The 23,985-nt window shown below is 74.7% G+C and carries 20 protein-coding genes and 1 pseudogene; 14 read left to right on the top strand and 7 right to left on the bottom strand.

Going from position 1 to position 23,985, the window contains the following annotated elements:
- Nucleotides 1-35: 35 nt before the first annotated feature.
- The gene (locus AC0HI0_RS11220) at nt 36-776 is read right to left on the bottom strand and encodes a metallophosphoesterase (RefSeq protein ID WP_480934285.1); all 741 of its coding nucleotides are present in this window, start codon (nt 774-776) and stop codon (nt 36-38) included.
- Between the two features lie 132 nt (nt 777-908).
- On the opposite strand from AC0HI0_RS11220, the gene AC0HI0_RS11215 reads away from it, so the two are divergent.
- From AC0HI0_RS11215 to AC0HI0_RS11180, 8 genes are all read left to right on the top strand, one after another.
- On the top strand, nt 909-2,183 hold the full coding sequence (locus tag AC0HI0_RS11215; protein WP_480932241.1) for a hypothetical protein: 1,275 nt from the start codon (nt 909-911) through the stop codon (nt 2,181-2,183).
- Complete coding sequence (locus tag AC0HI0_RS11210; protein ID WP_480932240.1) at nt 2,180-3,178, top strand: glutamate ABC transporter substrate-binding protein; 999 nt, start codon at nt 2,180-2,182, stop codon at nt 3,176-3,178. Before AC0HI0_RS11215 ends, AC0HI0_RS11210 begins: the two co-directional genes overlap by 4 nt.
- Nucleotides 3,179-3,180: 2 nt before the next feature.
- Complete coding sequence (locus tag AC0HI0_RS11205; protein ID WP_480932239.1) at nt 3,181-4,263, top strand: hypothetical protein; 1,083 nt, start codon at nt 3,181-3,183, stop codon at nt 4,261-4,263.
- On the top strand, nt 4,260-6,503 hold the full coding sequence (locus tag AC0HI0_RS11200) for a serine/threonine-protein kinase (RefSeq protein WP_480932238.1): 2,244 nt from the start codon (nt 4,260-4,262) through the stop codon (nt 6,501-6,503). Before AC0HI0_RS11205 ends, AC0HI0_RS11200 begins: the two co-directional genes overlap by 4 nt.
- A gap of 2 nt (nt 6,504-6,505) precedes the next feature.
- Nucleotides 6,506-7,645, top strand: coding sequence for a PP2C family protein-serine/threonine phosphatase (locus AC0HI0_RS11195; protein ID WP_480932237.1), 1,140 nt, complete (start codon nt 6,506-6,508; stop codon nt 7,643-7,645).
- Complete coding sequence (locus tag AC0HI0_RS11190) at nt 7,635-8,930, top strand: vWA domain-containing protein (protein ID WP_480932236.1); 1,296 nt, start codon at nt 7,635-7,637, stop codon at nt 8,928-8,930. Before AC0HI0_RS11195 ends, AC0HI0_RS11190 begins: the two co-directional genes overlap by 11 nt.
- Nucleotides 8,930-9,622 (top strand): FHA domain-containing protein, encoded by a 693-nt coding sequence (locus AC0HI0_RS11185; RefSeq protein ID WP_480932235.1) that lies wholly within the window; start codon nt 8,930-8,932, stop codon nt 9,620-9,622. Before AC0HI0_RS11190 ends, AC0HI0_RS11185 begins: the two co-directional genes overlap by 1 nt.
- 127 nt (nt 9,623-9,749) lie before the next feature.
- Nucleotides 9,750-10,436, top strand: a complete 687-nt coding sequence (locus tag AC0HI0_RS11180) for a S1 family peptidase (RefSeq protein WP_480932234.1) — start codon at nt 9,750-9,752, stop codon at nt 10,434-10,436.
- Between the two features lie 75 nt (nt 10,437-10,511).
- Here the strand turns inward: AC0HI0_RS11180 and AC0HI0_RS11175 are convergent, their stop codons facing one another.
- Entirely contained in the window at nt 10,512-11,366 is an 855-nt protein-coding gene (locus tag AC0HI0_RS11175) for an SDR family oxidoreductase (RefSeq protein ID WP_480932233.1), read from the bottom strand.
- 58 nt (nt 11,367-11,424) lie between these two features.
- On the opposite strand from AC0HI0_RS11175, the gene AC0HI0_RS11170 reads away from it, so the two are divergent.
- Both AC0HI0_RS11170 and AC0HI0_RS11165 read left to right on the top strand, forming a co-directional pair.
- Nucleotides 11,425-11,907, top strand: a complete 483-nt coding sequence (locus AC0HI0_RS11170; protein WP_480932232.1) for a MarR family winged helix-turn-helix transcriptional regulator — start codon at nt 11,425-11,427, stop codon at nt 11,905-11,907.
- A gap of 226 nt (nt 11,908-12,133) precedes the next feature.
- Complete coding sequence (locus AC0HI0_RS11165) at nt 12,134-12,619, top strand: MarR family winged helix-turn-helix transcriptional regulator (RefSeq protein ID WP_480932231.1); 486 nt, start codon at nt 12,134-12,136, stop codon at nt 12,617-12,619.
- A 95-nt stretch (nt 12,620-12,714) separates the two neighbouring features.
- Here AC0HI0_RS11165 and AC0HI0_RS11160 read toward each other — a convergent pair whose 3' ends face one another.
- The 4 genes from AC0HI0_RS11160 to AC0HI0_RS11145 all read right to left on the bottom strand — a co-directional run bounded on the left by AC0HI0_RS11160 (nt 12,715) and on the right by AC0HI0_RS11145 (nt 18,202).
- The gene (locus AC0HI0_RS11160) at nt 12,715-12,918 is read right to left on the bottom strand and encodes an EF-hand domain-containing protein (protein ID WP_480932230.1); all 204 of its coding nucleotides are present in this window, start codon (nt 12,916-12,918) and stop codon (nt 12,715-12,717) included.
- Between the two features lie 136 nt (nt 12,919-13,054).
- Nucleotides 13,055-16,957 (bottom strand): ATP-dependent RNA helicase HrpA, encoded by a 3,903-nt coding sequence (hrpA, locus tag AC0HI0_RS11155; RefSeq protein ID WP_480932229.1) that lies wholly within the window; start codon nt 16,955-16,957, stop codon nt 13,055-13,057.
- Nucleotides 16,958-17,024: 67 nt separating this feature from the next.
- Nucleotides 17,025-17,765 carry an isocitrate lyase/PEP mutase family protein gene (locus AC0HI0_RS11150; RefSeq protein ID WP_480932228.1) on the bottom strand — a complete coding sequence of 247 codons (741 nt, stop codon included), beginning with the start codon at nt 17,763-17,765 and terminating at the stop codon, nt 17,025-17,027.
- Entirely contained in the window at nt 17,762-18,202 is a 441-nt protein-coding gene (locus tag AC0HI0_RS11145; RefSeq protein WP_480932227.1) for a carboxymuconolactone decarboxylase family protein, read from the bottom strand. The genes AC0HI0_RS11150 and AC0HI0_RS11145 overlap by 4 nt, the downstream gene beginning before the upstream one ends.
- Nucleotides 18,203-18,248: 46 nt before the next feature.
- On the opposite strand from AC0HI0_RS11145, the gene pdxR reads away from it, so the two are divergent.
- Nucleotides 18,249-19,613 (top strand): MocR-like pyridoxine biosynthesis transcription factor PdxR, encoded by a 1,365-nt coding sequence (pdxR, locus tag AC0HI0_RS11140; protein WP_480932226.1) that lies wholly within the window; start codon nt 18,249-18,251, stop codon nt 19,611-19,613.
- Nucleotides 19,614-19,806: 193 nt separating this feature from the next.
- Here pdxR and AC0HI0_RS11135 read toward each other — a convergent pair whose 3' ends face one another.
- Nucleotides 19,807-21,909 carry an ATP-binding protein gene (locus AC0HI0_RS11135; protein WP_480932225.1) on the bottom strand — a complete coding sequence of 701 codons (2,103 nt, stop codon included), beginning with the start codon at nt 21,907-21,909 and terminating at the stop codon, nt 19,807-19,809.
- 357 nt (nt 21,910-22,266) lie between these two features.
- Between AC0HI0_RS11135 and AC0HI0_RS11130 the strand changes: the two genes are divergently transcribed.
- The 3 genes and pseudogenes from AC0HI0_RS11130 to AC0HI0_RS11120 all read left to right on the top strand — a co-directional run bounded on the left by AC0HI0_RS11130 (nt 22,267) and on the right by AC0HI0_RS11120 (nt 23,959).
- Nucleotides 22,267-23,241: a hypothetical protein gene (locus AC0HI0_RS11130; protein ID WP_480932224.1), complete on the top strand. Its 975-nt coding sequence runs from the start codon at nt 22,267-22,269 to the stop codon at nt 23,239-23,241.
- Nucleotides 23,238-23,510 (top strand): annotated as a pseudogene (locus AC0HI0_RS11125) (MBL fold metallo-hydrolase); the annotation flags it as partial. The gene AC0HI0_RS11130 and the pseudogene AC0HI0_RS11125, both read left to right, overlap by 4 nt.
- The gene (locus AC0HI0_RS11120; RefSeq protein ID WP_480934284.1) at nt 23,408-23,959 is read left to right on the top strand and encodes an MBL fold metallo-hydrolase; all 552 of its coding nucleotides are present in this window, start codon (nt 23,408-23,410) and stop codon (nt 23,957-23,959) included. The pseudogene AC0HI0_RS11125 and the gene AC0HI0_RS11120, both read left to right, overlap by 103 nt.
- Nucleotides 23,960-23,985 lie beyond the last annotated feature (26 nt).

Here is a 23,985-nt window from a genome sequence, read left to right as displayed (position 1 = left end):
GGCGTCCAGTCGCCGGGCGGTGTCCCGGGGGACGGTCAGGCCGGGCTGGTCGGCACGACGCGGTAGTGCGTGGTGAGCCGGCCGTCGGCCAGCACGTGGAACGCGAGCGCGGGCGGCAGGTCGCGGTCCACCACCCGGTCGGACTCCCACGGGAGCAGCAGGGTCGACACGACGCCGGGCGCGACCAGCACCGGGCGGCCCGCGAACGTGGACGCCGCCCCGGTGTGGGCGTGGCCGCACAGCACGGCCAGCGCGTTGTCGTGCCGGGCGAGCACCTCGGCGAACCGGTCGGCCTCGCCCAGCCGGATCCGGTCGATGCTCGGCTCGTGCACGGTGACCGGCGGGTGGTGCAGGCACACCAGCGTCGGCGCGCCCTCGGCCAGCACCTCCTCCAGCCACGTCAGCGTGGCGTCCTCCAGCAGCCCGTCCGCGCGGCCCGGGATGCTCGAATCGCACAGCGCGAACACCGTGCCGCCGATCTTCGCGACCCGGTTGACCGGGCCGTCGCCGGGCGCTTCGCCGAGCAGCACTTCGCGGAAGTTTCCCCGCACGTCGTGGTTGCCCGGCAGCAGCAACACGGGGACCTTCGTGGACACGAGGTGTGCTCGGGCCAGTTCGTACTCGGAGGTGAGGCCGTGGTCGGCGATGTCGCCGCTGACCAGGATCGCGTCCAGCGGTCCCGGCAGGGCTTCGAGGTAGTCCACGACCCGGCGGGCGCGCTCGGTGGCGCGCGGGTCGCCGTCGAAGTGGGTGTCGCTGAGGTGCGCGATGACCATCACGGCGTCGAGCGTAGTTACGCACCCCCGCGATCGCGGTCGGAGTCGCGCGAAGCGCCCCCTCCCGCACCTGTGACGATCTACGCTGACGGGGCGGCGAGTGGCGCCGATCACTCCGGAGAGGGGGCGGTCGTGCTGGTCGAAGCCCAGCGGAACCGGGGAGCGGTCAGCCGGGTCACCGGGCTGGCCCGCAGCACGCCGGGGCGGCTGAGCCTGTTGGCGCTGCTGCTGATCGCGGCGACGCTGCTGGTGGGCGCGTTGACGGCGGCGTCGGTGCAGCGCCGGTCGGACGCGTTGGAGGCGTTGGCGGACCGCAGCGAGCCGCTGGCCTACGCCGCCCAGGAGGTCTACCGGTCGATGGCGGACGCGGACGCCACGGCGGCCAGCGCGTTCCTGTCGGGCGGCGTCGAGTCGCCGGAGTTGCGGCAGCGGTACGAGGCGGACGTGGCGCGGGCCGCGGCGGCCCTGTCCACCGCGACCGGCGAGATCACCCGCTCCCCCGCACTGGCGGGCCCGCTGTCGACGCTGTCGGGCCAGTTGCCGGTCTACACGGGCCTGGTGGAGACCGCGCGGGCGCACAACCGGCAGGGCAACCCGGTCGGCGCGGCCTACCTGCGGGAGGCGTCGCACCTGATGCGGTCGGAGATGCTGCCCGCCGCGCAACAGCTCTACGGGACCGAGACCGACAACGTGATGCGGGACCTGGACGGCGCGGGGACGTTGCCGTGGCTGGAGTTCCTGCTGGGCGGGGCGCTGATCACGGCGCTGGTGCTCGCCCAGCGGTACCTGACCCGCAAGACCAACCGGGTGTTCAACGTCGGGCTGGTGGCGGCCACGGCGGCGTGCGCGGTGTCGCTGCTGTGGGTGGTGATCGCCTCGTCGCTCGTGGTGGCGCAGGCGTCCGGCAGCAAGGACGACGCGACGATGTCCGACGTCGTGGCGCGCGCCCGGATCGCGACCTTGACCGCGCGCGGCGACGAGACGCTGACGCTGGTGGCACGCGGCAGCGGCACGACCTACGAGGAGCGGTTCAAGACGGTCTCCGGGGAGCTGAAGGCCCTGCTGGACGAGGCCGGTGCGCCGGGCTCGTCGGTGCTGACCACGGCGACGACGAACTTCGGGGACTGGCAGAAGGCGCACCTGCGGGTCCGCGAGGCCGACAACGGCGGCGACTTCGCCGGTGCCGTGGGGCTCGCGCTGGGCAAGGGCGAGTCGGCGGTGGCGTTCGACGCGTTGGAGAAGGACCTGGTGGGCGCGTTGAGCCGGTCGCGCGGCGAGCTGACGGACACGATCGCGCGGGCGCGGGGCGCGTTGTCCGGCGCGGTGCCGGCGGTGGTGCTGCTGGCGCTGATCGCGGCGGCGGCGTCCACGGCGGGCCTGTGGCAGCGGCTGAAGGAGTACCGATGACGAGGCGTTACGGGCGGGCGGCCGTCGGGGTCGCCCCGGTGGTGCTCGCGGTGGTCGCCGCGGTGCTGGTGGCCGGCTGCGGCGCGGTGCCCAGCAGCGCGCCGGAGATCGGCGGGAGTTCGGCGGTGCTGCCCAGACCGACCGGGGTCGCGGAGCTGACCGCGCCGCCCAGCGCGGCGGCCGTGGCGACCCCGTCGTGCGACGCGACGGCGAGCCTGCGGCCGGCCGGCCCGCTGCCCGCCGCCGGGCAGATGCCGACCGGGTCGACCATGGCGCGGATCCAGGCGGCCGGGCGGCTGACCGTGGGCGTGGACCAGAACACCTACCTGATGGGGTTCCGCAACCCGTTCTCCGGCGAGCTGGAGGGATTCGACGTCGACATGGCGCGCGAGGTCGCGCGGGCGGTGTTCGGCGACCCGACCCGGATCAACTTCAAGGTGCTGACCTCCGACCAGCGGATCCCCGCGCTGGAGAAGCAGGAGGTCGACATCGTGGTGCGGACCATGACGGTCAACTGCGAGCGGTGGCAGAAGGTCGCGTTCTCGTCGGTCTACTACCAGGCCGGGCAGCGGGTGCTGGTGCCCAGCACCTCCGACGTGACCGGGATCGAGTCGCTGGGCGGCCGGAAGGTGTGCGCGACCAAGGGGTCCAGCTCGCTGGCGAACGTGGCCAACGCGCCGTCGAAGCCGATCGCGGTGTCGGTGGAGAACTGGACCGACTGCCTGGTGATGCTCCAGCAGGGCCAGGTGGACGCGATCTCCACGGACAACACGATCCTGGCCGGGTTCGCCGCCCAGGACCCGTACACCAAGGTGGTCGGCCCGCAGTTCACCGCCGAGCCCTACGGGATGGCGTTCCCCAAGCAGGACGAGGACTTCGTCCGGTTCGTCAACGCGCTGCTGGAGCGGCTGCGCGCGGACGGCACGTGGGCCTCGATCCACCGCCGCTGGCTGGGCGACCCGCCCGCGCCGCCCGCCGCGTCCTACCGGGACTGAGCGTGGACGCGGGCGACGACGCGGGGCTGGCCGGGCTCCGCGCGGAGAGCGACCGGGTGGCGCAGTCGCTGCTGGCCATGGACGACCACCCCGGTCACCGGCTGCTGCGCGGCACGACGCTGTCCGGGGAGACCGCGCGGCGCTGGGCGTCGGCGAACACCGCGATGGTGGGCCTGTGGGAGTGGTTCGACGCCTACCGGGCGGTGCTGGCGCAGGCGACCGCGACCCGGGATGCGGCCGAGCGCCGGCGGCTGCTGACCGGGCCCGAGGTGGTGCTGTCGGCACCGCCGCCGGCGCGCACGCTGACCGGTCCGGCGGTGGCCGCGGAGCGGATCACGCTCACCGAGCTGGTGGCCCGGATGAAGGACCGCTACGCCGAGCTGACCGCGCTGTTCGACCAGGTGCACGCGGCGTGGTCGGCGCGGCTGGCGGTGCTGGACCCGGTCGCGGCCCGGCTCGCCGGGCTCGCCGAGGCGGCGTCGGTGGCGCGGCTGCGGGCGGAGGTGGCGGCGGCGCACGCGCGGGCGGTGGCCGACCCGCTGACCCCGGACCCGGCGGCGGCGGGGCTGGCCGACCGGGCGGCCGAGGTGGCGGGGCTGCTGGAGGGGTTCGCCGCGCGGGTGGCCTCGGTGACGGCGACGCTGGCGGAGGCGGGCGCGCTGCGTGAGGAGGTGGTCGCGCTGCGGCTCGTAACGGTGGCGGAGATCGCCGGGGAGCACCCCGGGACACCGGAAGTTTCCGGGCCGGCGGGGGCACTGGCGGGGCTCCGGTTGCGTTTTCCTGAGGTGCGGGAGCGGGAGTTGGCCGAGGTGGAATCGGCGGCGGTCGCGGTGCTGGAGCGGATGAGGGCGGTGGCGGCGCAGTTGGCGGGGTCGGTGGAGCGGCGGGCGGAGCTGCGGGGGCGGTTGGACGCCTACCGGGCGAAGGCGACCGCGCGCGGGCACGCCGAGGACGCCGCCCTGTCGGCGCTGCACCGCGAGGCGCGGGACGTGCTGCGCGCCGTGCCGTGCGACCTGCGGGCCGGCACCGTGGCGGTGGCGCGCTACCAGCGCGCGGTGCTGGACCGGACGGAGGCTGCGCGATGAGGACGTGTGCACGGACGGCGTGCGGCGGCACGATCGAGGAGGACGGGTTCTGCGACCGGTGCGGCATGGAGGCCCCGGTGCCGGCGGGCACCGCCGGCACCGCTGCGGGCACGGCCCCGGGAACGGCACCGGGCACCGGTCCGGGCACGGCCGCGTGGACGGCGTCCACCTCGACCTCGTCGGGAGGCCGGTCGCGGCGGGCCTCGACCCGGTCGTCGAGCCGGGGCCGGCTGGGCGCGGGCCTGGTCGAGGTGCCCCGGGTGCCCGCCCGCGACCCGAAGACCGCGGTGCTGGTCGACCCGGAGGTGCCGGAGGCCAAGCGGTTCTGCTCCAGCTGCGGCAAGGAGGTCGGGCGCGGCCGGGAGGGCCGGCCGGGCCGCGTGGAGGGGTTCTGCGCGCACTGCGGCCACCACTACTCGTTCACCCCGAAACTCGCGCCCGGCGAGATGCTGCACGAGCAGTACGAGGTGCTGGGGTGCCTGGCGCACGGCGGCCTGGGCTGGATCTACCTGGCGCTGGACCACGCGGTGAGCAACCGCTGGGTGGTGCTCAAGGGCCTGCTGGACTCCGACGACGCGGACGCGGTGGCGGCGGCGACCGCCGAGCGGCAGTTCCTGGCCGAGGTGTCGCACCCCAACATCGTGGAGATCCACAACTTCGTGCGGCACGCCGACCGGCAGTCCGGCGAGCTGGTCGACTACATCGTGATGGAGTACGTCGGCGGCACGTCGGTCAAGGACATGATCAAGGCGTTGCGGGTGGACGGCTCCGGCCGGGACGCGCTGCCCGTGGCGCAGGCGATCGCCTACGCCCTGGAGGTGCTGCCCGCGCTGGGCTACCTGCACGGCGTCGGCCTGCTGTACTGCGATTTCAAACCGGACAACGTGATCCAGACCGAGGAGCAGTTGAAGTTGATCGACCTGGGGGCGGTGCGGCGGATCGACGACCGGCACTCCGCGATCTACGGCACCATCGGCTACCAGGCCCCGGAGATCGGCACGATCGGCCCGTCGGTGGCCTCGGACCTGTACACCGTGGGCCGGGCGCTGGCGGTGATGAGCTTCGCGTTCGACTTCCGGCGCGCCCACCAGGAGTCGCTGCCCGCGCCGGAGGACCAGCCGGTGCTCGCGCGGCACGACTCGTTCCACCGGTTCCTCAAGCGGGCCACGCACCGCGACCCGGACCAGCGCTTCGCCTCCGCCGAGGAGATGGCCGAGCAGCTCACCGGTGTGCTGCGCGAGGTGCTGGCGCAGCTCGACGAGGTGCCCCGGCCGGGCCTGTCCCGCCAGTTCACGCCCGAGCGGCGGGCGTTCGGCGTGGCCGGCGCGCCGGACGCCCGGGCGGCCGCCGCCGGGCTGCCGGTGCCGCAGGTCGACACCGCGGACGCGGCGGCCGGGTTCCTGGCCACCGCCACCACCGGCGACCCGGACCAGCTGGTCACGGCGCTGCGGGCGGCCCCGGTGCAGACCGTGGAGGTGCGGTTGCAGGTGGTCCGGGCGCTGATCGAGGGCGGCCGGGTGGACGACGCGCTGGCGGAGCTGGACGCGTTGGCGAACCCGGCGACGTTCGACCCGGACGATCCGCGGCAGCCCGCGCCGGACGACTGGCGGCCCGGCTGGTACCGGGGGCTCGCGGCGCTGGTGCAGGACCGACCGGCGGCCGCGCGCGCGGCGTTCGCGCAGGTGTACGACGTGGTGCCGGGCGAGACCGCGCCGAAGCTGGCGCTGGCGGTGTGCGCGGAGCTGGCGGGCGACCTCGACGTCGCCGCGCGGTTCTACCGGGTGGTGTGGCGCACCGACCACGCGTACGTGAGCGCGGCGTTCGGGCTGGCCCGGGTGCTGCTGGCCGCCGGTGGGCGGGACGCGGCGGTGGACGTGCTGCACGCGGTGCCGGACACGTCGAGCCACCACGTGGCGGCACAGGTCGCGGCGGTGCGGGCGCAGGCCGGCGGCGCGCTGGCGGACGTGGTGGCGGCGGGCGCGCGGCTGTCCGGGTTGGCGCTGGACGTGGCCCGGCGCGTGGACCTGACCGCGGAACTGCTGCGCACGGCGCTGGACGCGCTGCCCGCCAACGGGTCCGGCCCGACCGGGCGGCTGCTGGACTGCGAGGTCAGCGAAGCCGGGCTGCGGTCGGGCCTGGAGCGCTGCTACCGCCAGCTGGCCCGGCTGGCGGACACCCCCGAGGAGCGCATCGCTCTCGTCGACCGCGCGAACGCGGTCCGACCCAGGACGTTGGTGTGATCATGGAATCGTCGCCCCGGGAACTGCCGTCCGAGGGGGCCGCGCCCGAACCGGAGGAGTCCCCCGCCGAGCCGTCCCTGGCCGGGATCCTGCCGCCGGAGACTCCCCCGACTCCCCCGTCCGGGCCGACGCCGCCGCGGGCCGCCGGGGAGCCCCCGGCGCGGGAGGTCTCGGCGCGGGAGTCGTGCCCGGCGTGCGCGGCCCCGGTGTCGGCGCAGGACCGGTTCTGCGAGGAGTGCGGGCGCAACCTGCGGGTCCAGCGGACCCCGGTCGGCGGCCCGGAGGCGGTGGCCGACCCGCGCTGCGGGTGCGGTGGCGCGTTCGACGCGGAGGGCTACTGCGGGCAGTGCGGACGGGCGCGGCCGGCGGTGCGGGACCGGGTGGAGTTCGTCCTGCCCGGCCTGGCCGGGGTGAGCGACCGGGGCCGCCGCCGGCAGCGCAACGAGGACTCGATGGCGTTCGGGCGGGCCCGCGCGCGCGGCGTGGCGGCGGTGGTGTGCGACGGGGTGGCGTCCTCGGAGCGCGCCGAGCAGGCCAGCCAGCTGGCCGTCGACGTCGCGCTGGACCTGCTGCTGACGGCCGTGCAGTCCGGCGGCGACCTGGAGGAGGCGACCGGGGACGCGGTGTTGTCGGCGGACGCCGCGGTGGGCCGGCTGGCCCGGCCGGGCGCGGAGGAGGTCGCCCCGTCGTGCACGTTCGTCTCGGCGGTGGTGACCGACGAGATCGCGACGGTCGGCTGGGTCGGCGATTCCCGCGCCTACCTGGTGGGCGAGGCGGGCGCGGCACGGCTGACCACGGACGACACCTGGGCCGCGCAACTGGTCGCGGAGGGCGTGCTGACCGAGGAGGAGGCGCTCACCGACCGGCGGGCGCACGTGCTGTCGCGGTGGCTGGGCGCGGACTCGGGCCTGGACGCGCCGCAGACCGTGACCTTCCGGGTGGAGACGCCCGGGTTGCTGGTGCTGTGCAGCGACGGGCTGTGGAACTACCTGCCGGAACCGGAGGACCTGCTGGCCGTGCTGCCGCGCGGGGTCGCCCCGGTCGAGGTGGCGCGCGAGCTGGTGGAGGTCGCGTTGAAATCCGGTGGGCACGACAACATCACGGTCGTCGTCCTTCAACTGCGGGGTGGGCATGGCGCTTGAGTTCGCCGTCGAGGTGTTCCAGAACGAGTTCCTGCCGGAGGGCGCGGCGGAGGTGAACGCCATCCTCACCGTGTCGGCGACCGGCGAGGCGGCGGGCGACGTCGCGGCCGTGCCGGACGCGGACGCCGCTCAGGTGCTCATCGTGGACACGTCCGGGTCGATGCGGTACCCGCCGGCCAAGCTGGCCGCCGCGAAGCGCGCCACCGAGGTCGCGATCGACACCCTGCGCGACGGGGTGAAGTTCGCCGTGGTCGCGGGCACCGACCAGGCCGCCATGGTGTACCCGAAGGGGCCGGGGCTGGTGGAGGCGTCGGCCGCGACCCGGTCGGCGGCCAAGCGCGCGGTGGCCCGGCTCCAGGCCGACGGCGGCACCGCGATGGGCCAGTGGCTGCTGCTGGCCGAGCGGGTGTTCGGCGACCACGACAGCGGGCCCCGGCACGTGATCCTGCTGACCGACGGGCAGAACCAGCACGAGACGCCGCAGCAGCTGACCAGGGTGCTGGACCAGGTGGCCGGGAAGTTCACCGGCGACTGCCGGGGCGTGGGCACCGACTGGCAGGTCGCGGAGCTGCGCCGGATCTCCGAGGTGCTGCTGGGCACGGTGGACATCGTGGCCGAGCCGGAGGGCCTGGCCGAGGACTTCCGGGCGATGACGGCGACCGCGATGGACAAGGCGGTGGCCGACGTGTCGCTGCGGCTGTGGACGCCGGAGGGCGCGCAGGTCAGGTTCCTCAAGCAGGCGTCCCCCGGCCTGCTGGACCTGACCGACCGCCGGGTGGAGGCCGCGCCGCGCACCGGGGACTACCCGACCGGCGCGTGGAGCGGCGCGGAGAGCCGCGACTACCACCTGTGCGTGCGGGTCGAGCCGGCCAACGTCGGCGACCGGATGCTGGCGGGCCGGGTGAGCCTGGTCGGTCCGGGCGGTGACGTGCTGGGCCAGGGCCGGGTGCTCGCGGTGTGGACCGACGACTCGGCGCTGTCCACCCGGATCAGCCCGGAGGTGGCGCACTACACCGGGCAGGCGGAGTTGGCCGAGGCGATCCAGGACGGCCTGGAGGCGCGCAAGTCCGGCGACGTGGAGACCGCGACGGCCCGGCTGGGCCGGGCGGTGAGGCTCGCGCACGAGTCGGGCAACACCGGCACGGCGAAGCTGCTGGCCAAGGTGGTGGAGGTGAAGGACCCGGCGACCGGGACGGTGAAGCTGCGGGCGCGGGTCGCCGACGTGGACGAGATGACCCTGGACACCCGGTCGACGGTGACCAAGCGGGTCGGGAAGGACCGGTGATGGCGACCTGCCCCGCCGGGCACGCCTCGGCCACCGACGACTACTGCGACGTGTGCGGCGCCCCGCTGGCCGGTGCCGACGCGCCGGTCGCCGCCGGGCCGGCCGCGACGTCGGTCCCCGCGCCGAACCCTGCGCCCGGTGCGTCGCCCGCCGCCGAGGAGACGTGCGCGGCGTGCGGCTCGGCGCGGCTGGGCCGGTTCTGCGAGGAGTGCGGGCACGACTCGCTGGCCCCGGTGCCGTCCGGGACGCCGGCCCCGGCCGCCGCCGCGGTCGCCGCCCCGGCGCAGGCCCGGTGGCACGCGACGGTGGAGGCGGACCGGGCGTACTACCTGCGGGTGGTGTCGGCGGGCGGACCGGACGCGGCGACCGTGGAGTTCCCGGAGTTCTGCCCGCCCCGCCGGTTCGACCTGGTCGGCCCGCAGGTGACGATCGGCCGCCGCAGCCGGTCGCGGGGCATCTTCCCGACGGTGGACCTGGTGGGCCCGCCGGAGGACCCGGGGGTGTCGCACAGCCACGCGCTGCTGGTCTCGGCCGACGGGGTGTGGTCGGTGGTGGACCTGGGCTCGACCAACGGGACGACGGTCAACGGCGAGGACGACCTGCTCAAGCCGAACAAGCCTCGGCGGCTGGTCGACGGCGACCGCGTCCACGTGGGCGCGTGGACCACGATCACGTTGCACCGTTCGGAGTAGCTCCGGTGACCGTGCGGTGATCGCCGGAGCGGTCGGTTCACCTGGCCCGGTCACGTCGCGCGGTCGGCCCGCCACCACCGGGTGACCGGTGTTTCTCCAGGTCAGCGGCGGTGCGAGCCTGGTGGTCATGAGGAGAATCGCATCGGGTCTGCTCGCTCTGGTGGCGTTGCTCTCACTGGCCGGCACCGCCGTGGCCGACCCGCGCATCATCGGCGGCCGGCCCTCGACGGCGGCCTACCCGTTCATGGTCGCGCTGAGCAACAGCTGCGGCGCGAGCCTGGTGTCGTCGACGTGGCTGGTGACGGCGACGCACTGCGGGACTGCGGCGTCGGCCCGGATCGGCTCGCTGCGCAACGACTCCGGCGGCGAGGTGATCCCGATCGACCGCAAGGTGGACCGGGCGGGCACCGACCTGACGATGATGCGGCTGGCCAGGCCGTCCACGAAGACGCCGGTCAAGCGGGCGCCGGGCGTGCCGCCGCCGCTGGCGTCGGTGCGCCTGCTCGGGTGGGGCTGCACGTCGTGGCCCAGGTGCGCGGCCCCGGCGGCGTTGCGGGAGATCGACCTGACCGTGCTGGAGTACTCGGAGTGCGGTGGGGCCGGGCCGAAGGACGTCTGCGTGTCCGGTGACGCGACGCACTCGGCGTGCCACGGCGACTCGGGCGGCCCGGCGCTGTTCTGGTACCAGGACGAGTGGCAGCTCGTCGGCGAGACGCACGGCGCGGGCGACTGGAGCGCGGAGTGCGCGGGCACCACCGTCTACACGGGCACCCACCAGCACAAGGCGTGGATCGAAGCGCAACTGGCGTCCTGACCCCGGTGCTTCGGTGCCGTGCGGTTCCCCTCCCGCACGGCACCCTGCGTCCGCGCGTTGGTCCGGTGTCGGCGGTCAGGCGCGGAACGCGTCGGCGTGCTCGGCGGCCCACTGGGCGTAGGTGCGGGCGGGCCGGCCGGTGACCCGTTCGACGGTGTCGGTGGTGGCGCGGCCCTCGGCGGGGATGTTGCCGTAGAGGCGCAGCACGAACTCGGCCTGCTCGGCGGGGCCGCCCGGGGCGACGTGGAAGATCCGCAGGGCGGGCGGCTGCGCGGTCCACAGGGCGCGGGCCTGGTCGGGGGTGAGTTCGTCGAAGGTCAGGTCGCGGCCGGTGGCCTCGGCGAGCAGCCCGAGCTTGATGCGCGGGGAGAGCAACTGCGGCCCGGTCAGCGCGTAGGTCCGGCCGTGGTGGCCGTCCCCGGTGAGCGCGGCGAGGGCGACGGCGGCGATGTCGGCCTCGTGCACGGGGGTGCCGGGCCGGTCGGCGTAGGGCTCGCGGATCACGTCGCCCGCGCGCAGCACCGGGCCCCAGTCGGCGAGGGTGTTGGCCATGAACTCGCCGGGCCGCACGTGCGTCCACTCCAGCCCGCTGGCCCGGACGGCGGGTTCCAGCGTGCCCTCGGTCCAGCCGCCGAGCAGGGTGACGCGGCGGACGCCGGCGGCCTCGGCGGCGGCGACGATCCCGGGCCCGTTGGTCAGCGGCCGGTAGGTGTGGCCGAAGTTGATCAGGTGGGCGGCGGTGACGCCGGCGAACGCGGCGTGCAGCGTAGCGGTGTCGGTGGTGTCGCCCCGCACGACCTCGACGTCGTCGGGCAGGTCGGCGAGGGCCGGGTCGCGGGTGAGGGCGCGGACCCGGTGCCCGGCGGCGAGCAGTTGGTGGACGAGCGGGCGGCCTACGGTGCCGGTCGCTCCGGTGACGAGGACGGTCATGTGCAGCTACCCCGGTTACGCTTCGACTGAGAGGGATAAGATACGGAGAACATATCATATGAGTTCCATAGAACCGCGCGAGCGGCGTCGGGCGGTCGCCGGGATCAAGGAGTCGCTGCGCGCCCTGCGCAACCAGCTCTCGCTGCTCAACCACCAGGTCGGCACCCGGCTCGAACTGCGCGACGTCGACCTGGACTGCCTGGAGCTGGTGCTGGAGCACGGCCCGCTGACGCCGTCCGCCCTGGCCCGCCGCGCGGGCCTGCACCCCGCGACGGTCACCGGCATCCTCGACCGGCTCCAGCGCGGCGGCTGGGTGGTGCGCGAACGCGACCCGGAGGGGGTCGACCGGCGCGCGGTGCTCGTCCGCGCCCTCAAGGACCGCAACGCCGAGCTGTACGGGCTCTACGCGGGGATGAACACGGCGATCGACGACCTGCTCGCCGACTACGACGAGGAGCAGCTGACCCTGGTGGCCGATTTCCTGCGGCGCACCACCGAAGCGGGTCGCACGGCGACCGAGAACCTGGAACGGGGCGACTAGGACCCCGCGGCGCGGCCGACGTGCCGGCCGCCACGTTCCCCGGGCGCGATCGGCGGAAACGGCCCTGTACCGGGCGCCCGGCTTGGAGTATGGGGGCCGACGGGCGAGGGGGTTCGTGGCCGGCGCGGGCGGGGAGGCCCTTGTCGGGCGGTGATAGTTTCGTGCGAAACTCATTGCGCCGACCCATTCGACGTCGAATGTTGGGGCCACGGGGAGGGGTTTCGCGGTGGGCGACGCGGTCGATCTGGTGATGGCGCAGTGGCAGGTGGAACGGCCCGACGTGGACACGTCGCCGATGGCCGTCCTGGGGCGGGTCGCCCGGCTGTCACGGCTGGTGGAGCGGGAGATCAAGGAGTTCCTGGCGCATTTCGACCTGGAACCGGGAGAGTTCGAGGTGTTGTCCACGCTGCGGCGCGCGGGCGCGGCCGACGGGTTGACCGCCGGCGCGTTCCTCAACGCCGCGTTGGTGACGGCCGGTGCGATCACCAACCGCATCGACCGGATGGCGGCCAAGGGGCTGGTGCAGCGGGAGCCGGACGCGGCCGACCGGCGGGTGGTGCGGATCCGGCTGACCGAGGAGGGCCGGGCGCTGGTCGATTCGATGCTGGCCGCGCACATGGCGCGCTGCGCGACGCTGCTGGAGCCGCTGGACCCGCCGACGCAGGAGGCGGTGGCGGACGCGCTGCGGGCGCTGCTGGAACGGTTCGAGTAGCCGTCGAGCCGGGGAGTGCGCCGTCTGGACGGCGCACTCCCCGGACGCGCGGTGCCCGCGCCGCCTGCCCGACGCCGTGCCAAGCCGGGCCGGGGTCAGGCGAAGAACGACTTGAACTCGGCGAGGCTGATCCGCCGGTCGCCGTCGGTGTCGGCGTCCCGGACGAGGTCGGCGAGCAGGACTCCGTCGATGGCGCCGCTGTGGGCCTTGCCGTACTCCCTCAGTTCACGCAGTCGGATCTGGCCGCTGCGGTCCACGTCGACCTCCGCGAACACGGCCTCCGCCTCGGCCTCGGTCATCCGGCCCATCGCTCCTCCAGGATTCGGGTTCGGGACGGGCCCGAGCGTAGGTCGCCGGTGTTCGCGCGGATCGCCGTTGCACCGCCGGGTCGGCGTGTTGAACCCGATCGTGTGGCCCGACGCGCGAACCGCGCCGCTAGCGGGGTACGGCGTCGAGTGCCTTGAACACCCGCTTGTCGGACACGGTGTAGCGGGTCGGGATGGTCTGGGCGAAGTAGCTCAGCCGCAGTTCCTCGATCATCCACCGCACCTCGTCCAGCTCGGGGTGGGGCTCGTCGGCGGGCAGTTGCGCCTTGAGGTCGCGGTACTCGGCGTGGACCTGGTGCACGCGGTCCATCCAGTCCTGGTCGCGGCGCACGTTCTCGGGCAGCTTCTCCAGCCGCCGCGCACTGCCCTGGAGGTAGCGGTGCAGGTCGGACAGGCGCGCCGCGCCCGACGCGGTGACGAAACCGTTGTACACCAGGCCGTTGAGCTGGGCGCGGACGTCGGCCGCGGACTCGTCGTAGACCGCGCCCTTCACGCCCGCCAGGCGCAGTTCGACCTCCTGCGCGGCGTCGAGCACGTTGCGCACCTCGCGGACGACGTCGAACACCGTCTCCCCCAGGTACTTGCGCACGTAGTCGGTGAGCCGGGTGAAGCCCTTGGCGTTCCACGCGGGCCCGCCGGCCGAGGTGACCAGGTGGTCGACGGCGGCGGAGATGCAGTCGGCGAGCAGCGCGGCGACCCCGCCGTGCGGGTTGCGGGTGAGGGTGAGCTTCTCGGCGTTGGTCAGGCCGCGCTGGAGCAGTTTCACCGGTGACGGCACGGCGAGCAGCAGCAGCCGACGGGTGCCCCGGCGCATCGCGGCGGCCTGCCGGCCGGGGGTGTCGAGGATCTCCACGGCGACGCTGTCGCCCTTGTCGACCAGCGCCGGGTAGGCGGTGACCACGATCCCGGACTGCCGCCGCTGCACGGTCTGGGGCAGCTCGTCGAGATCCCACGTGGTCAGCCCGGTGCGGGTGATGTTGGCCGCCGCGGCGGCGAGGGTCTCCCGGAGCCGGCCGCGCAGCTGCTGCTTGAGCGCGGCGAGGTCCTTGCCCTGCGCGAGTTCGCGGTTGTCCTCGTCCACCACCTGGAAGGTGAGCTTGAGGTGCTCGGGCACCTGGTCGAGCTGCCACTCCTCGCGCGGCACGACCACGCCGGTCAGCGCGCGCAGCTCCCGTTCCAGCGCGGGCAGCAGCGGCTCGTCGGGGTCGATGCGCGAGAGCGCGGCGGCCGCGACGTCGGGCACCGGAACGAAGTTGCGGCGCACCGGCTTGGGCAGCGACCGGATCAGCGCCACGACCAGCTCCGTGCGCAGGCCGGGGACCTGCCAGGACAGCGCGTCGTCGGGCACGGCGGTCAGCGCGGGCAGCGGCAGCCGCACGGTGACCCCGTCCACGGCGGTGCCGGGCTCGAACCGGTAGGTCAGCGGCATCGCGATGCCGCCCCGGGTCAGCTCGTCCGGGTACGCCTCGGGGGTGACCTCGGCGCGGTCGTTGACCAGCATCGCCTTGTCGAAGGTGAGCAGGTCCGGCTCGGTGTGCCGGGTCTTCTTCCACCAGGTGTCGAAGTGCCGGGCGGACACCACGTCCACGCCGACCCGCCGGTCGTAGAACTCGAACAGGGTGTCGTCGTCCACCACGATGTCGCGGCGGCGGGCCCGGTTCTCCAGCTCGGCGACCTCGTCGAGCAGCGCCCGGTTGTGGTGGAAGAACTTGTGGTGGGTGGTCCACTCCCCCTGCACCAGGGCGTGCCGGATGAACAGCTCGCGGCACAGCTGCGGGTCGACCTTGCCGTAGTTCACCTTGCGCGCGCCGACGATCGGCACGCCGTAGAGGGTCACCTTCTCCATCGCCATCACCGCGCCGCGCTTGGCTTCCCAGTGCGGCTCGCTGTAGGTGCGCTTGACCAGGTGCGCGGCCAGGGTCTCGGCCCACTCGGGTTCGATCCGCGCCACGATCCGGCCCCACAGCCGGGAGGTCTCGACCAGTTCGGCGGCCATCACCCACTGCGGCGGCTTCCGGAACAGCGCGGAGCCGGGGAAGATCGCGAACTTGGCGTTGCGCGCGCCCAGGTACTCGCTCGACTGCCGCTTGCCCGGGTCGCGCTTGACGACGTCCTTGAGCCCGATGTGCGACAGCAGCCCGGACAGCAGCGACAGGTGCACCGCGCGCGGCTCGGCGGGCTGCTCGTTGACGTGCACGCCGAGCGTCTTCGCGACCTGCCGCAGCTGGGTGTAGATGTCCTGCCACTCGCGCACCCGCAGGTAGTTGAGGAACTCCGCGCGGCACAGCTTGCGGAACTGGTTGGACGACAGCGCCTTCTGCTGCTCGCGCAGGTACTGCCACAGGTTGAGGTAGGCGATGAAGTCCGAGTCGGGGTCCTTGAACCGGTTGTGCTGCTCGTCGGCGGCCTGCTGCTTGTCCGACGGGCGTTCGCGCGGGTCCTGGATGGACAGTGCGGCGGCGATCACCATGACCTCGCGGACGCACCCGTTGCGGTCGGCCTCGACCACCATGCGGGCCAGTCGCGGGTCGACCGGGAGCTGGGCGAGCTTGCGGCCCAGCGGGGTGAGCTTCTGCTCGGCGGGCACGATCGCGCCCAGTTCCTGGAGCAGCTGCACGCCGTCGTTGATGTTGCGGGCCTCGGGCGGGTCGATGAACGGGAACGCGGCGATGTCGCCCAGGCCGATCGCGGTCATCTGCAGGATCACCGACGCGAGGTTGGTGCGCAGGATCTCCGGGTCGGTGAACTCCGGCCGCGCGTCGAACGAGTCCTCGCTGTACAGGCGCACGCAGATGCCCGCCGAGACCCGGCCGCAGCGGCCCTTGCGCTGGTTGGCCGACGCCTGCGAGATCGGCTCGATGGGCAGCCGCTGCACCTTGAGCCGGTTGCTGTAGCGGGAGATGCGGGCGGTGCCCGGGTCGACCACGTACTTGATGCCCGGCACGGTCAGCGACGTCTCGGCCACGTTGGTGGCCAGCACGACGCGGCGGCCGCGGTGCGCCTGGAACACCCGGTGCTGCTCGCCGAAGGACAGCCGCGCGTACAGCGGCAGGACCTCGGTGTTCGGCAGGCCGAGCGCGGCCAGCGCGTCGGCGGTGTCGCGGATCTCGCGCTCGCCGGACAGGAACACCAGCACGTCGCCGGGCCCCTCGGCCTGCAGCTCGCGGACCGCGTCGCACACCGCCTGGGTCTGGTCGCGGTCCGGGTCGGCGTCCGGGTCGTCGGGGTCCACGATCGGCCGGTAGCGCACCTCGACCGGGTAGGTCCGGCCGGACACCTCGATGATCGGCGCGTCGGCGAAGTGCCGGGAGAACCGCTCCGGGTCGATGGTGGCCGAGGTGATGACGACCTTGAGGTCGGGCCGGCGCGGCAGCAGCTGCTTGAGGTAGCCCAGCAGGAAGTCGACGTTGAGGCTGCGCTCGTGCGCCTCGTCGATGATGATCGTGTCGTAGCGCGACAGCGTCCGGTCGGTCTGGATCTCGGCCAGCAGGATGCCGTCGGTCATCAGCTTGACCAGCGTCTCGTCGCCGGACTGGTCGGTGAACCGGACCTTGTAGCCGACCGCCTGGCCCAGCTGGGTGCCCAGCTCCTGGGCGACCCGCTCGGCGACCGTGCGGGCGGCCAGCCGGCGCGGCTGGGTGTGGCCGATCTGGCCGAGCACGCCCCGGCCGAGTTCCAGGCAGATCTTCGGGATCTGGGTGGTCTTGCCCGAGCCGGTCTCGCCGGCGACGATCACCACCTGGTGGTCGCGGATCAGCGCGGCGATGTCGTCCTTGCGCGCGCTGACCGGCAGCTCCGCCGGGTAGGTGATCTTCGGCACGGCTTCGCGGCGCAGCGCGACGCGCAGCTCGGCCTGGTCGATCTCGGCGGCGATCTCGGCGTGGACGGCGGCGCGGGCCTTGTCGTCGCGGACCTTGCGCGCCCCGTCGAGCCGACGGCCCAGCCGCCGCTGGTCCCCGGACATCAGGTCGGACAGGCGTCGGTGCAGGTCGGAGTGCGCGGTGGTGTTCATGCTGCCGATCAGAATAGTGGTGCGCCGCGACCGGGGCCGCCGAATATCGCCCCGGTCGCGGCGCACGTCACGGCCGGTAGGGCGAACCGCCGTCGCGGATGCCCGCCACCAGCCCCTCCAGGTGCGCCGTGAGCAGGCGGTGCAGCCCCGGCCCGAAGCTGACCCGGGCGGCCCCGAGCGCGCCGAGCCCGGCGGGCGTGGGACTGCCGGGGCCGTGCGCGACGTTCACCGGGCCCGCCACCGCGCGGCAGTACTCGGCGACCCGGTCGGCGGCCAAACCGATCGGGTAGACGCAGTCCGCGCCGGCCGCCAGGTAGGCGCGCCCGCGCTCCACGCCCTCCTCGAACGACGGGTCGGCGCGCAGGAACACGTCGACCCGCGCGTTGAGCACCAGGTCCGGGTCGGCGGCGCGCACCGCGCCCAGGAACTCGACCTGCTCGGCGACCGGCACCAGCGTCGAGGTGGCCGGGTCGGAGTCCTCCAGGTTGCACCCGACCGCGCCCGCGTCGGCCAGCCGGGCCGCGATCCCGGCGGGCGGCAGCCGGTAGCCGCGCTCCACGTCGGCGGTGACCGGCACGTCGACCGCGCGGACCACCCGGGCGACCGCGGCGAACATCTCGTCGGCGGGGGTGCCCTCGCCGTCCGGGTAGCCCAGCGACGCGCTGACCGCGGCGCTGGCCGTGGCCACGGCCGGGAACGCGGCGGCGAGGACCCGCGCGGACGCCGCGTCCCACACGTTCGGCAGCACCACCGGCTCGCCCGGCACGTGCAGGGCTCGCAGCGCGGCGGCGAGCGCGGCGCGGCTCACCGCGGCACCTGCCAGGCGCGCGTGGTGGCCACCATCCGGTTCCAGGTGTTGATGGTGGCGATCACCCACAGCAGTTCGGTCAGCTCCTGCTGGTCGAACCGCTCCGCCGCGTCCGCCCACACGTCCTCGGGCACCCCGTCGGACAGCGTCGTCACGGCTTCGGCCAGGGCGAGCGCGGCCCGTTCCCGCTCGTCGAACCCGGGCGCTTCCCGCCACACCGGCAGCAGGTCCAGCCGCCGCTGCTCCTCGCCGGCCGCGCGCGCCTCGCCGGTGTGCAGGTCGACGCAGTAGGCGCAGCCGTTGACCTGGGAGGCGCGCACCTTCACCAGTTCCTGGAGCTTCGGGTCCAGCGAGTTCTTCTTGGACGCTTTCGAGAGGCCCTGCATCGCCTCCAGCGTCGCCGGCGTCAGGTCGGCCACCGGCAGTCGGATCGTCATGATCCCACCCTAGGTACCCATTGGCTCCTTGCTAAGGTCCAATCCCATGCCGGAGCAGTGGGCCAACCAGGGCGCGGGCGTCGACCTCCACCTGGACCTCGACCCCTCCACGGGCCGCCGCGCCAGCCTGGAGCACGCGCTGCGCGACGCCATCCGCGACGGCCGGCTCGCCCCCGGCGCGCGACTGCCCGCCACCCGCCGGCTGGCCGTCGAACTCGGCCTGGCCCGCAACACCGTCGCCGCCGCCTACGACCAACTCGTCGCCGAGGGCTACCTGACCGCCCGGCGCGGCGCGGGCACCCTGGTCGCACCCCTCACCCCACCGCGCGGCGTCCCACCGGTGACCGGCCGCGACGACACCGCCCCGCGCTACGACCTGCGGCCCGGCAGCCCCGACGTGACCGCGTTCCCCACCGCCGACTGGCTGCGCTCCGCCCGCCGCGCCCTGACCTCCGCCCCCGCCGAAGCCCACGGCTACACCGACCCGCGCGGCCGCATCGAACTGCGCCGCGCCCTCGCGGAGTACCTCGGCCGCACCCGGGGCGTGCAGGCCGACCCCGCGCACGTCGTGATCACCGCCGGGTACGTGCAGGGCCTGTCGCTGCTGGCCGGCGTGCTGGACGGGCCGATCGCCATGGAAGACCCGGGGCTGGCGTTCCACCGCGAGGTGGTGCGCCGAGCGGGCCGCGAGGTCGTGCCGCTGCCGGTGGACGGCGACGGCGCGCACTCGTTCCCCGACGTGGCCGCCGCCGTGGTCACCCCCGCCCACCAGTACCCGACCGGCGTCACCCTGCACCCCGCCCGGCGGCACGCCCTCGTCGCGTGGGCGCGCACGACCGGCGCGGTCGTCGTGGAGGACGACTACGACGGCGAGTACCGCTACGACCGGCAGCCCGTCGGCGCGGTCCAGGGCACCGCGCCCGACCACGTGGTGTACGCGGGCAGCGTGTCCAAGACCCTCGGCCCCGGCGTCCGGCTCGGCTGGCTGGTCCTGCCGCCCCGGCTGGTGGACCCGGTGGTCGACGCCAAGCGGCACACCGACCACCAGACCGAGGCGCTGGGCCAGCTCACCCTCGCCGACCTGATCGGCGGCCACGGCTACGACCGGCACATCCGGGCCTGCCGGCTGCGCTACCGGCGACGGCGCGACCTGCTGGTCGACTGCCTGCGCGAGCACACCGCGCACGGCGTCTCCGCCGGCCTGCACGCCCTGGTCCACCACCCGGACGAAGACGCCGCGACCGCCGCCGCGGCCGGCCTCGGCCTGGCGTTCGGCCGACTGCGCGAACACCGCCACCGGCCCGACCCGGCCGCTTCGCAGGGCCTGATCATCGGCTACGGCACCCCGGCCGAACACGCCTACCGGCCGGCCCTGCGCGCCCTGTCCCGGGTGCTGGCCGCCAAGGGGTGAGCGGGCTGCGCCGGCCGTCATGCCCGCGGAACGGGGTCGACCGGAACCACCGCACGAATGCCACGCGCAAGGGGTGGGGGCAGCGGGTGCAACCGGCGGTGATGAGGGCGGCCAAGCCGCCGGAGGCGGCGGCAGGCAGGACGTCGGCGCCCACGTGCTCCGAGAGGCCGACCCGGATCACCCTCGGGCACCGCTACCCCGAAGACCGCGCCCGCAACCGGCCGGCCTCCTCCTCCCGCCCCTGGACCTCGAACAGCTCCAACGCCTCGTCCCACGCCGCCCGCGCCGCGTCGTGCTCGCCCAACGCCGCGTGCACCCCGCCCAACTCGGCCAACGTGTCCGCGACCTCGTAGGTCCGACCCAGCCCACGCCGCAGCTCCAACGCCGCCCGGCAGTGCGCCACCGCCTCCTCGTACCGCCCGGTGCGGTGCGCGATGTAGCCCAGGCGGGCCAGCACCGCCGCCTCCGCGTCCGGGTACGGGTGGTCGCGGTGCAGCTCCAGCGCCGCCCGGCAGTGCGCCAGCGCACCGTCGAACTCGCCCAGCCGCGCCAACACCCACCCCACCGTGTTCACCGCGTCCGCCTCCTGCAACGGCGAACCGCCCGCCCGGTACAGCACCAACGCCCGCCGCGCGTGCGCCAGCGCCGGCGACAACTCCCCCGCCCGCTCCCTCGTGGTGGCCAGCACCAGGTGCGTGTGCGCCGCCTCCACCGGGTCGTCGTGCGCCTCGGCCAGCTCCAACGCCACCAGCAGGTGCCCGATCGCCTCCTCGTGCCGCCCCAGCCGGGAACACGCCACCCCGAGGAACCGGTTCGCGTCGATCCGGGCCGTCGGCACCGAATCCCGCGCCGCCGCCTCCACCGCCGCCCGCGCGACCAGCAACGCGTCGTGCACCAGGCCCCGCCGCACGTGGAAGGTGTTCAACGCCCGCGCCAACTGCCACACCACGTCGTGCCACCCGCGCCCGACAGCGGTCCGCAACGCCGCCACCACGTTCACGTGCTCCGCGTCCAACCACGCCAGCGCCGCACCCGCGTCGGTCAACGGCAGCGCAGCCACCCCCGACACCGGCGCCGGCAGATCCGGCAGCCGCCGACGCGGCGACAGCAACCGCCCGGCAGCGTGCGCGGTGTGCAGGTAGAACTCCACCACCCGGCGCAACCCCGCCTCCAGCACCTCCTCCGGCAACGGCCGGCGCGCCGCGAAATCCCGGATCAGGTCGTGCATCGCGAACCGGTCCCGCCCGTCCCGGTCCACCAGCGACGCCTCCCGCAACGCCCGCAGCACCCGACCCGCCTCCACCGCCGACAGCCCGCTCACCGCGACCGCCGCCGGCAGACCGGTGTCCGGCCCCGGCGCGACCCCCAACAACCCGAACACCCGCCGCTGCCGCGCCGACAACGCCCGGTACGACGCCGCCAACACCGCCGGCAGGCTCGCCGTCGGATCGTCGTCGTCCAACGCGAGCACCCCCAGCTCCCGCAACTCCGCCGCGAGTTCCGCCAACGCCACCCCCGGATCCACGTGCGCGCGCCCCGCCACGATCCCCAACGCCAACGGGAACCCCCGGCACAACGCCACCAGCCCGTCCACCGCCGCCGGTTCCGCCGCCAACCGCTCCTCGCCCAGCCGGCGCACCAGCAACTCCCGCGACTGCTCGCCGGTCAGGAAATCCAGGTCCAGGTGCCGCGCCCCGTGCCGGGTGATCAACCCGCCCAACGTCCGCCGGCTGGTCACCACCACCGCGCACGACCGCCCGCCCGGCAACAACGGCACCACCTGCTCCACCGAGGCCGCGTTGTCCAACACCACCAGCAACCGCTTGTCCGCCACCAGACTCCGGTACAGCGCCGCCCGCGCGTCCGGCGACACCGGCACCCGGCCCGGCTCCACCCCCAGCGCCTCCAGGAACCCCCGCACCGCCACCTCGGCCGCCACCGGCTCGCCGGCCGGGTCGAACCCGCGCAGGTCCACGAACAGCTGCCCGTCCGGGAACCGCTCCACCCGCTCGTGCGCCCACCGCAACGCCAACCACGTCTTGCCGATCCCGCCCGCGCCACCGACCGCCGACACCACCACCGACGACCCGCTCGCCGACGACCCCTCGGCGAACGCCCGGTCCAGCGCGGCCAACTCCGCCACCCGGCCGGTGAACACCCCCGGCGCGGCCGGCAACTGGCGCGGCGGCACCGGCTGCGCGCCCACCCGGACGTGCACACCCCCGTGCACCACGCCGACCTGCACCGACCCCGACGCGTCCCCGGCCACCACGTTGTGCACCCGCGACTCGCCCACAGGCACCTCCGACCGGTCCCGCGACTGGCCCCCAGCCTGGCACCCGCCCCACCACGACAGGCCGGAATTCACCCGCCCGGACGGCTCCCACCGCCACCTTCCGGCACAGGTGCGGTTACCCCGGCCGGATCGCCGCACCGATGCGGCCGCCCGACACCCGACCGCGCCCCGCCCAGTACACCTCCCCTGGGAAACACCGCCCGACCAGCACGAACACCGCTCCGGACCCGCCACACGCGAACGACGCACGCCTTTCGCCCCAACCACAAACCGCCGTTCGGCGGATACCGGACCACCCGGAGCCTGGTGAGGTTGATCCGGCGATGCGTCGGGGGACCCATCGAGGGGGAGAAGAGCTTGTTCCGACCCGTGCCGGTGCCGGCACTCCCGCCCAGCACCGCACTGGCCGACCTGGCCACGACCGAGACCGACCACGCCTGGCTCGCCGGCACCACCGGCGTGTTCACCAGCCGACCCTCCACCCCGCTCGTCCTGCGCTGGACCGGCGTCGACTGGACCGAGGAGACCCTGCCCGGACTCACCTCCGCCGCCAGCCTCGCCGGCATCTCCGCCAGCGCGCCCGACGACGTGTGGGCCGTCGGCAACAGCGCCGGCCGCCCCCTCGTGCTGCACTACGACGGCCGCCGCTGGCACACCGTCGACACACCCGCCATCCCGTGGGCCAAAGCGGTCACCGCCATCACCCCCGACGACGTCCACATCGTCGGCGCGGGCAGCGACACCCTGCACTGGGACGGCCACGAGTGGACCCGCGCCGGCACCCTCACCTCCGCCCGGGAAACCCTGCACACCATCACCGCCGCCGCGCCCGACGACGTCTGGGCCGGCGGCGGCGGGCTCACCGGAGCCGGCCCCGCCACCTACGAGTACCCCGTCCTCATCCACTGGGACGGCGACACCTGGACCGACCTGCACGGCCCGCGCCCCGACCACGGCCACATCACCGGCCTCGCCGCCGCCGCACCCGACGACCTGTGGCTCGCCCACACCCACGACACCGACGGCCTGCACATCCACCACTACGACGGCCGCCGCTGGCACTCCGTACCCGCGCCCGCCGACGACGACCGGCTCAGCCTGCACGGCGTCGCGCCCGGCTGGACCTGGGGCGTGCGCGCCGGCCACCGCAGCTTCGAGACCCGCCCCGCCTACCACCGGTGGACCGGCGAGGACTGGACCCGCGTCGCCCTGCCCGACGACCTGTCGCGCACCTCCGCCTCGCACGTCGGCCTGGCCACCAACGGCACCACCACCTGGGCCTACCTCAAGACCTCGGCGGGCGTCCACGTCCTGCGGCACACTGCCCCGTGACCTTCACCCTCACCGTCCTGGGCACCGCCACCCCCTACCCGCGCCCCGACCACGCCTGCTCCGGCTACCTGCTGGGCACCCCCGCCACCCGGATCTGGGTCGACGCCGGGCCCGGCAGCCTCGCCAACCTGCAACGCCACACCAGCCCCGACCGGCTCGACGCCGTCTGGATCTCGCACACCCACGCCGACCACACCGCCGACCTGCTGCCCGCCTACTACGCCCTGCTCCACGCCGACCTGCACCCGGCCCGACCGCTCCCGCTCTACGGACCGCCCGGCCTCGCCGACCGCCTGGAGACCTTCCTCGCGAGCACCGGACCCAACCCGCGCACGCCGCGTTCGAGGTCCACGAGCTGCACGACGGCCACCGCGCCGACGTCGGCGACCTCACCCTCACCAGCCACGCCGTCCAGCACGGCGTGCCCGCGTTCGGCCTGCGCGCCACCCACCGCGACCGCACCTTCGCCTACTCCGGCGACACCGGCCCCTGCCCGGCCCTGCACGCCCTGGCCGCCGACGCCGACCTGTTCCTCTGCGAAACCGACAGCGCCGAACCCGGCCCCGCGCACTGCACGCCCGAGGACGCCGCCGACGCCGCACGGGCCGCCGGACGACTCCTGATCACCCACCTCGGCCACACCCTCGCCGAAGCCGAAGCCGTCGAACGCGCCGGCGCACCCGCCGCGCACGACCACGAGACCCACGACATCGGCTGAAACCGAGGACCGGGCATTGATTCCGG

Source organism: Saccharothrix sp. NBAS 001, from assembly GCF_056640475.1.
Note: the sequence above shows the minus strand (reverse complement) of the source record. Positions and strands in the feature narration are given on the sequence as shown.

Coding starts and splice junctions, on each gene's coding strand:
- AC0HI0_RS11220 (WP_480934285.1), bottom strand. CDS start 776: ATGGTCATCGCGCACCTCAGCGACACCCACTTCGACGGCGACCCGCGC.
- AC0HI0_RS11210 (WP_480932240.1), top strand. CDS start 2,180: ATGACGAGGCGTTACGGGCGGGCGGCCGTCGGGGTCGCCCCGGTGGTG.
- AC0HI0_RS11200 (WP_480932238.1), top strand. CDS start 4,260: ATGAGGACGTGTGCACGGACGGCGTGCGGCGGCACGATCGAGGAGGAC.
- AC0HI0_RS11195 (WP_480932237.1), top strand. CDS start 6,506: ATGGAATCGTCGCCCCGGGAACTGCCGTCCGAGGGGGCCGCGCCCGAA.
- AC0HI0_RS11190 (WP_480932236.1), top strand. CDS start 7,635: ATGGCGCTTGAGTTCGCCGTCGAGGTGTTCCAGAACGAGTTCCTGCCG.
- AC0HI0_RS11185 (WP_480932235.1), top strand. CDS start 8,930: ATGGCGACCTGCCCCGCCGGGCACGCCTCGGCCACCGACGACTACTGC.
- AC0HI0_RS11180 (WP_480932234.1), top strand. CDS start 9,750: ATGAGGAGAATCGCATCGGGTCTGCTCGCTCTGGTGGCGTTGCTCTCA.
- AC0HI0_RS11175 (WP_480932233.1), bottom strand. CDS start 11,366: ATGACCGTCCTCGTCACCGGAGCGACCGGCACCGTAGGCCGCCCGCTC.
- AC0HI0_RS11170 (WP_480932232.1), top strand. CDS start 11,425: ATGAGTTCCATAGAACCGCGCGAGCGGCGTCGGGCGGTCGCCGGGATC.
- AC0HI0_RS11160 (WP_480932230.1), bottom strand. CDS start 12,918: ATGACCGAGGCCGAGGCGGAGGCCGTGTTCGCGGAGGTCGACGTGGAC.
- hrpA (WP_480932229.1), bottom strand. CDS start 16,957: ATGAACACCACCGCGCACTCCGACCTGCACCGACGCCTGTCCGACCTG.
- AC0HI0_RS11145 (WP_480932227.1), bottom strand. CDS start 18,202: ATGACGATCCGACTGCCGGTGGCCGACCTGACGCCGGCGACGCTGGAG.
- pdxR (WP_480932226.1), top strand. CDS start 18,249: ATGCCGGAGCAGTGGGCCAACCAGGGCGCGGGCGTCGACCTCCACCTG.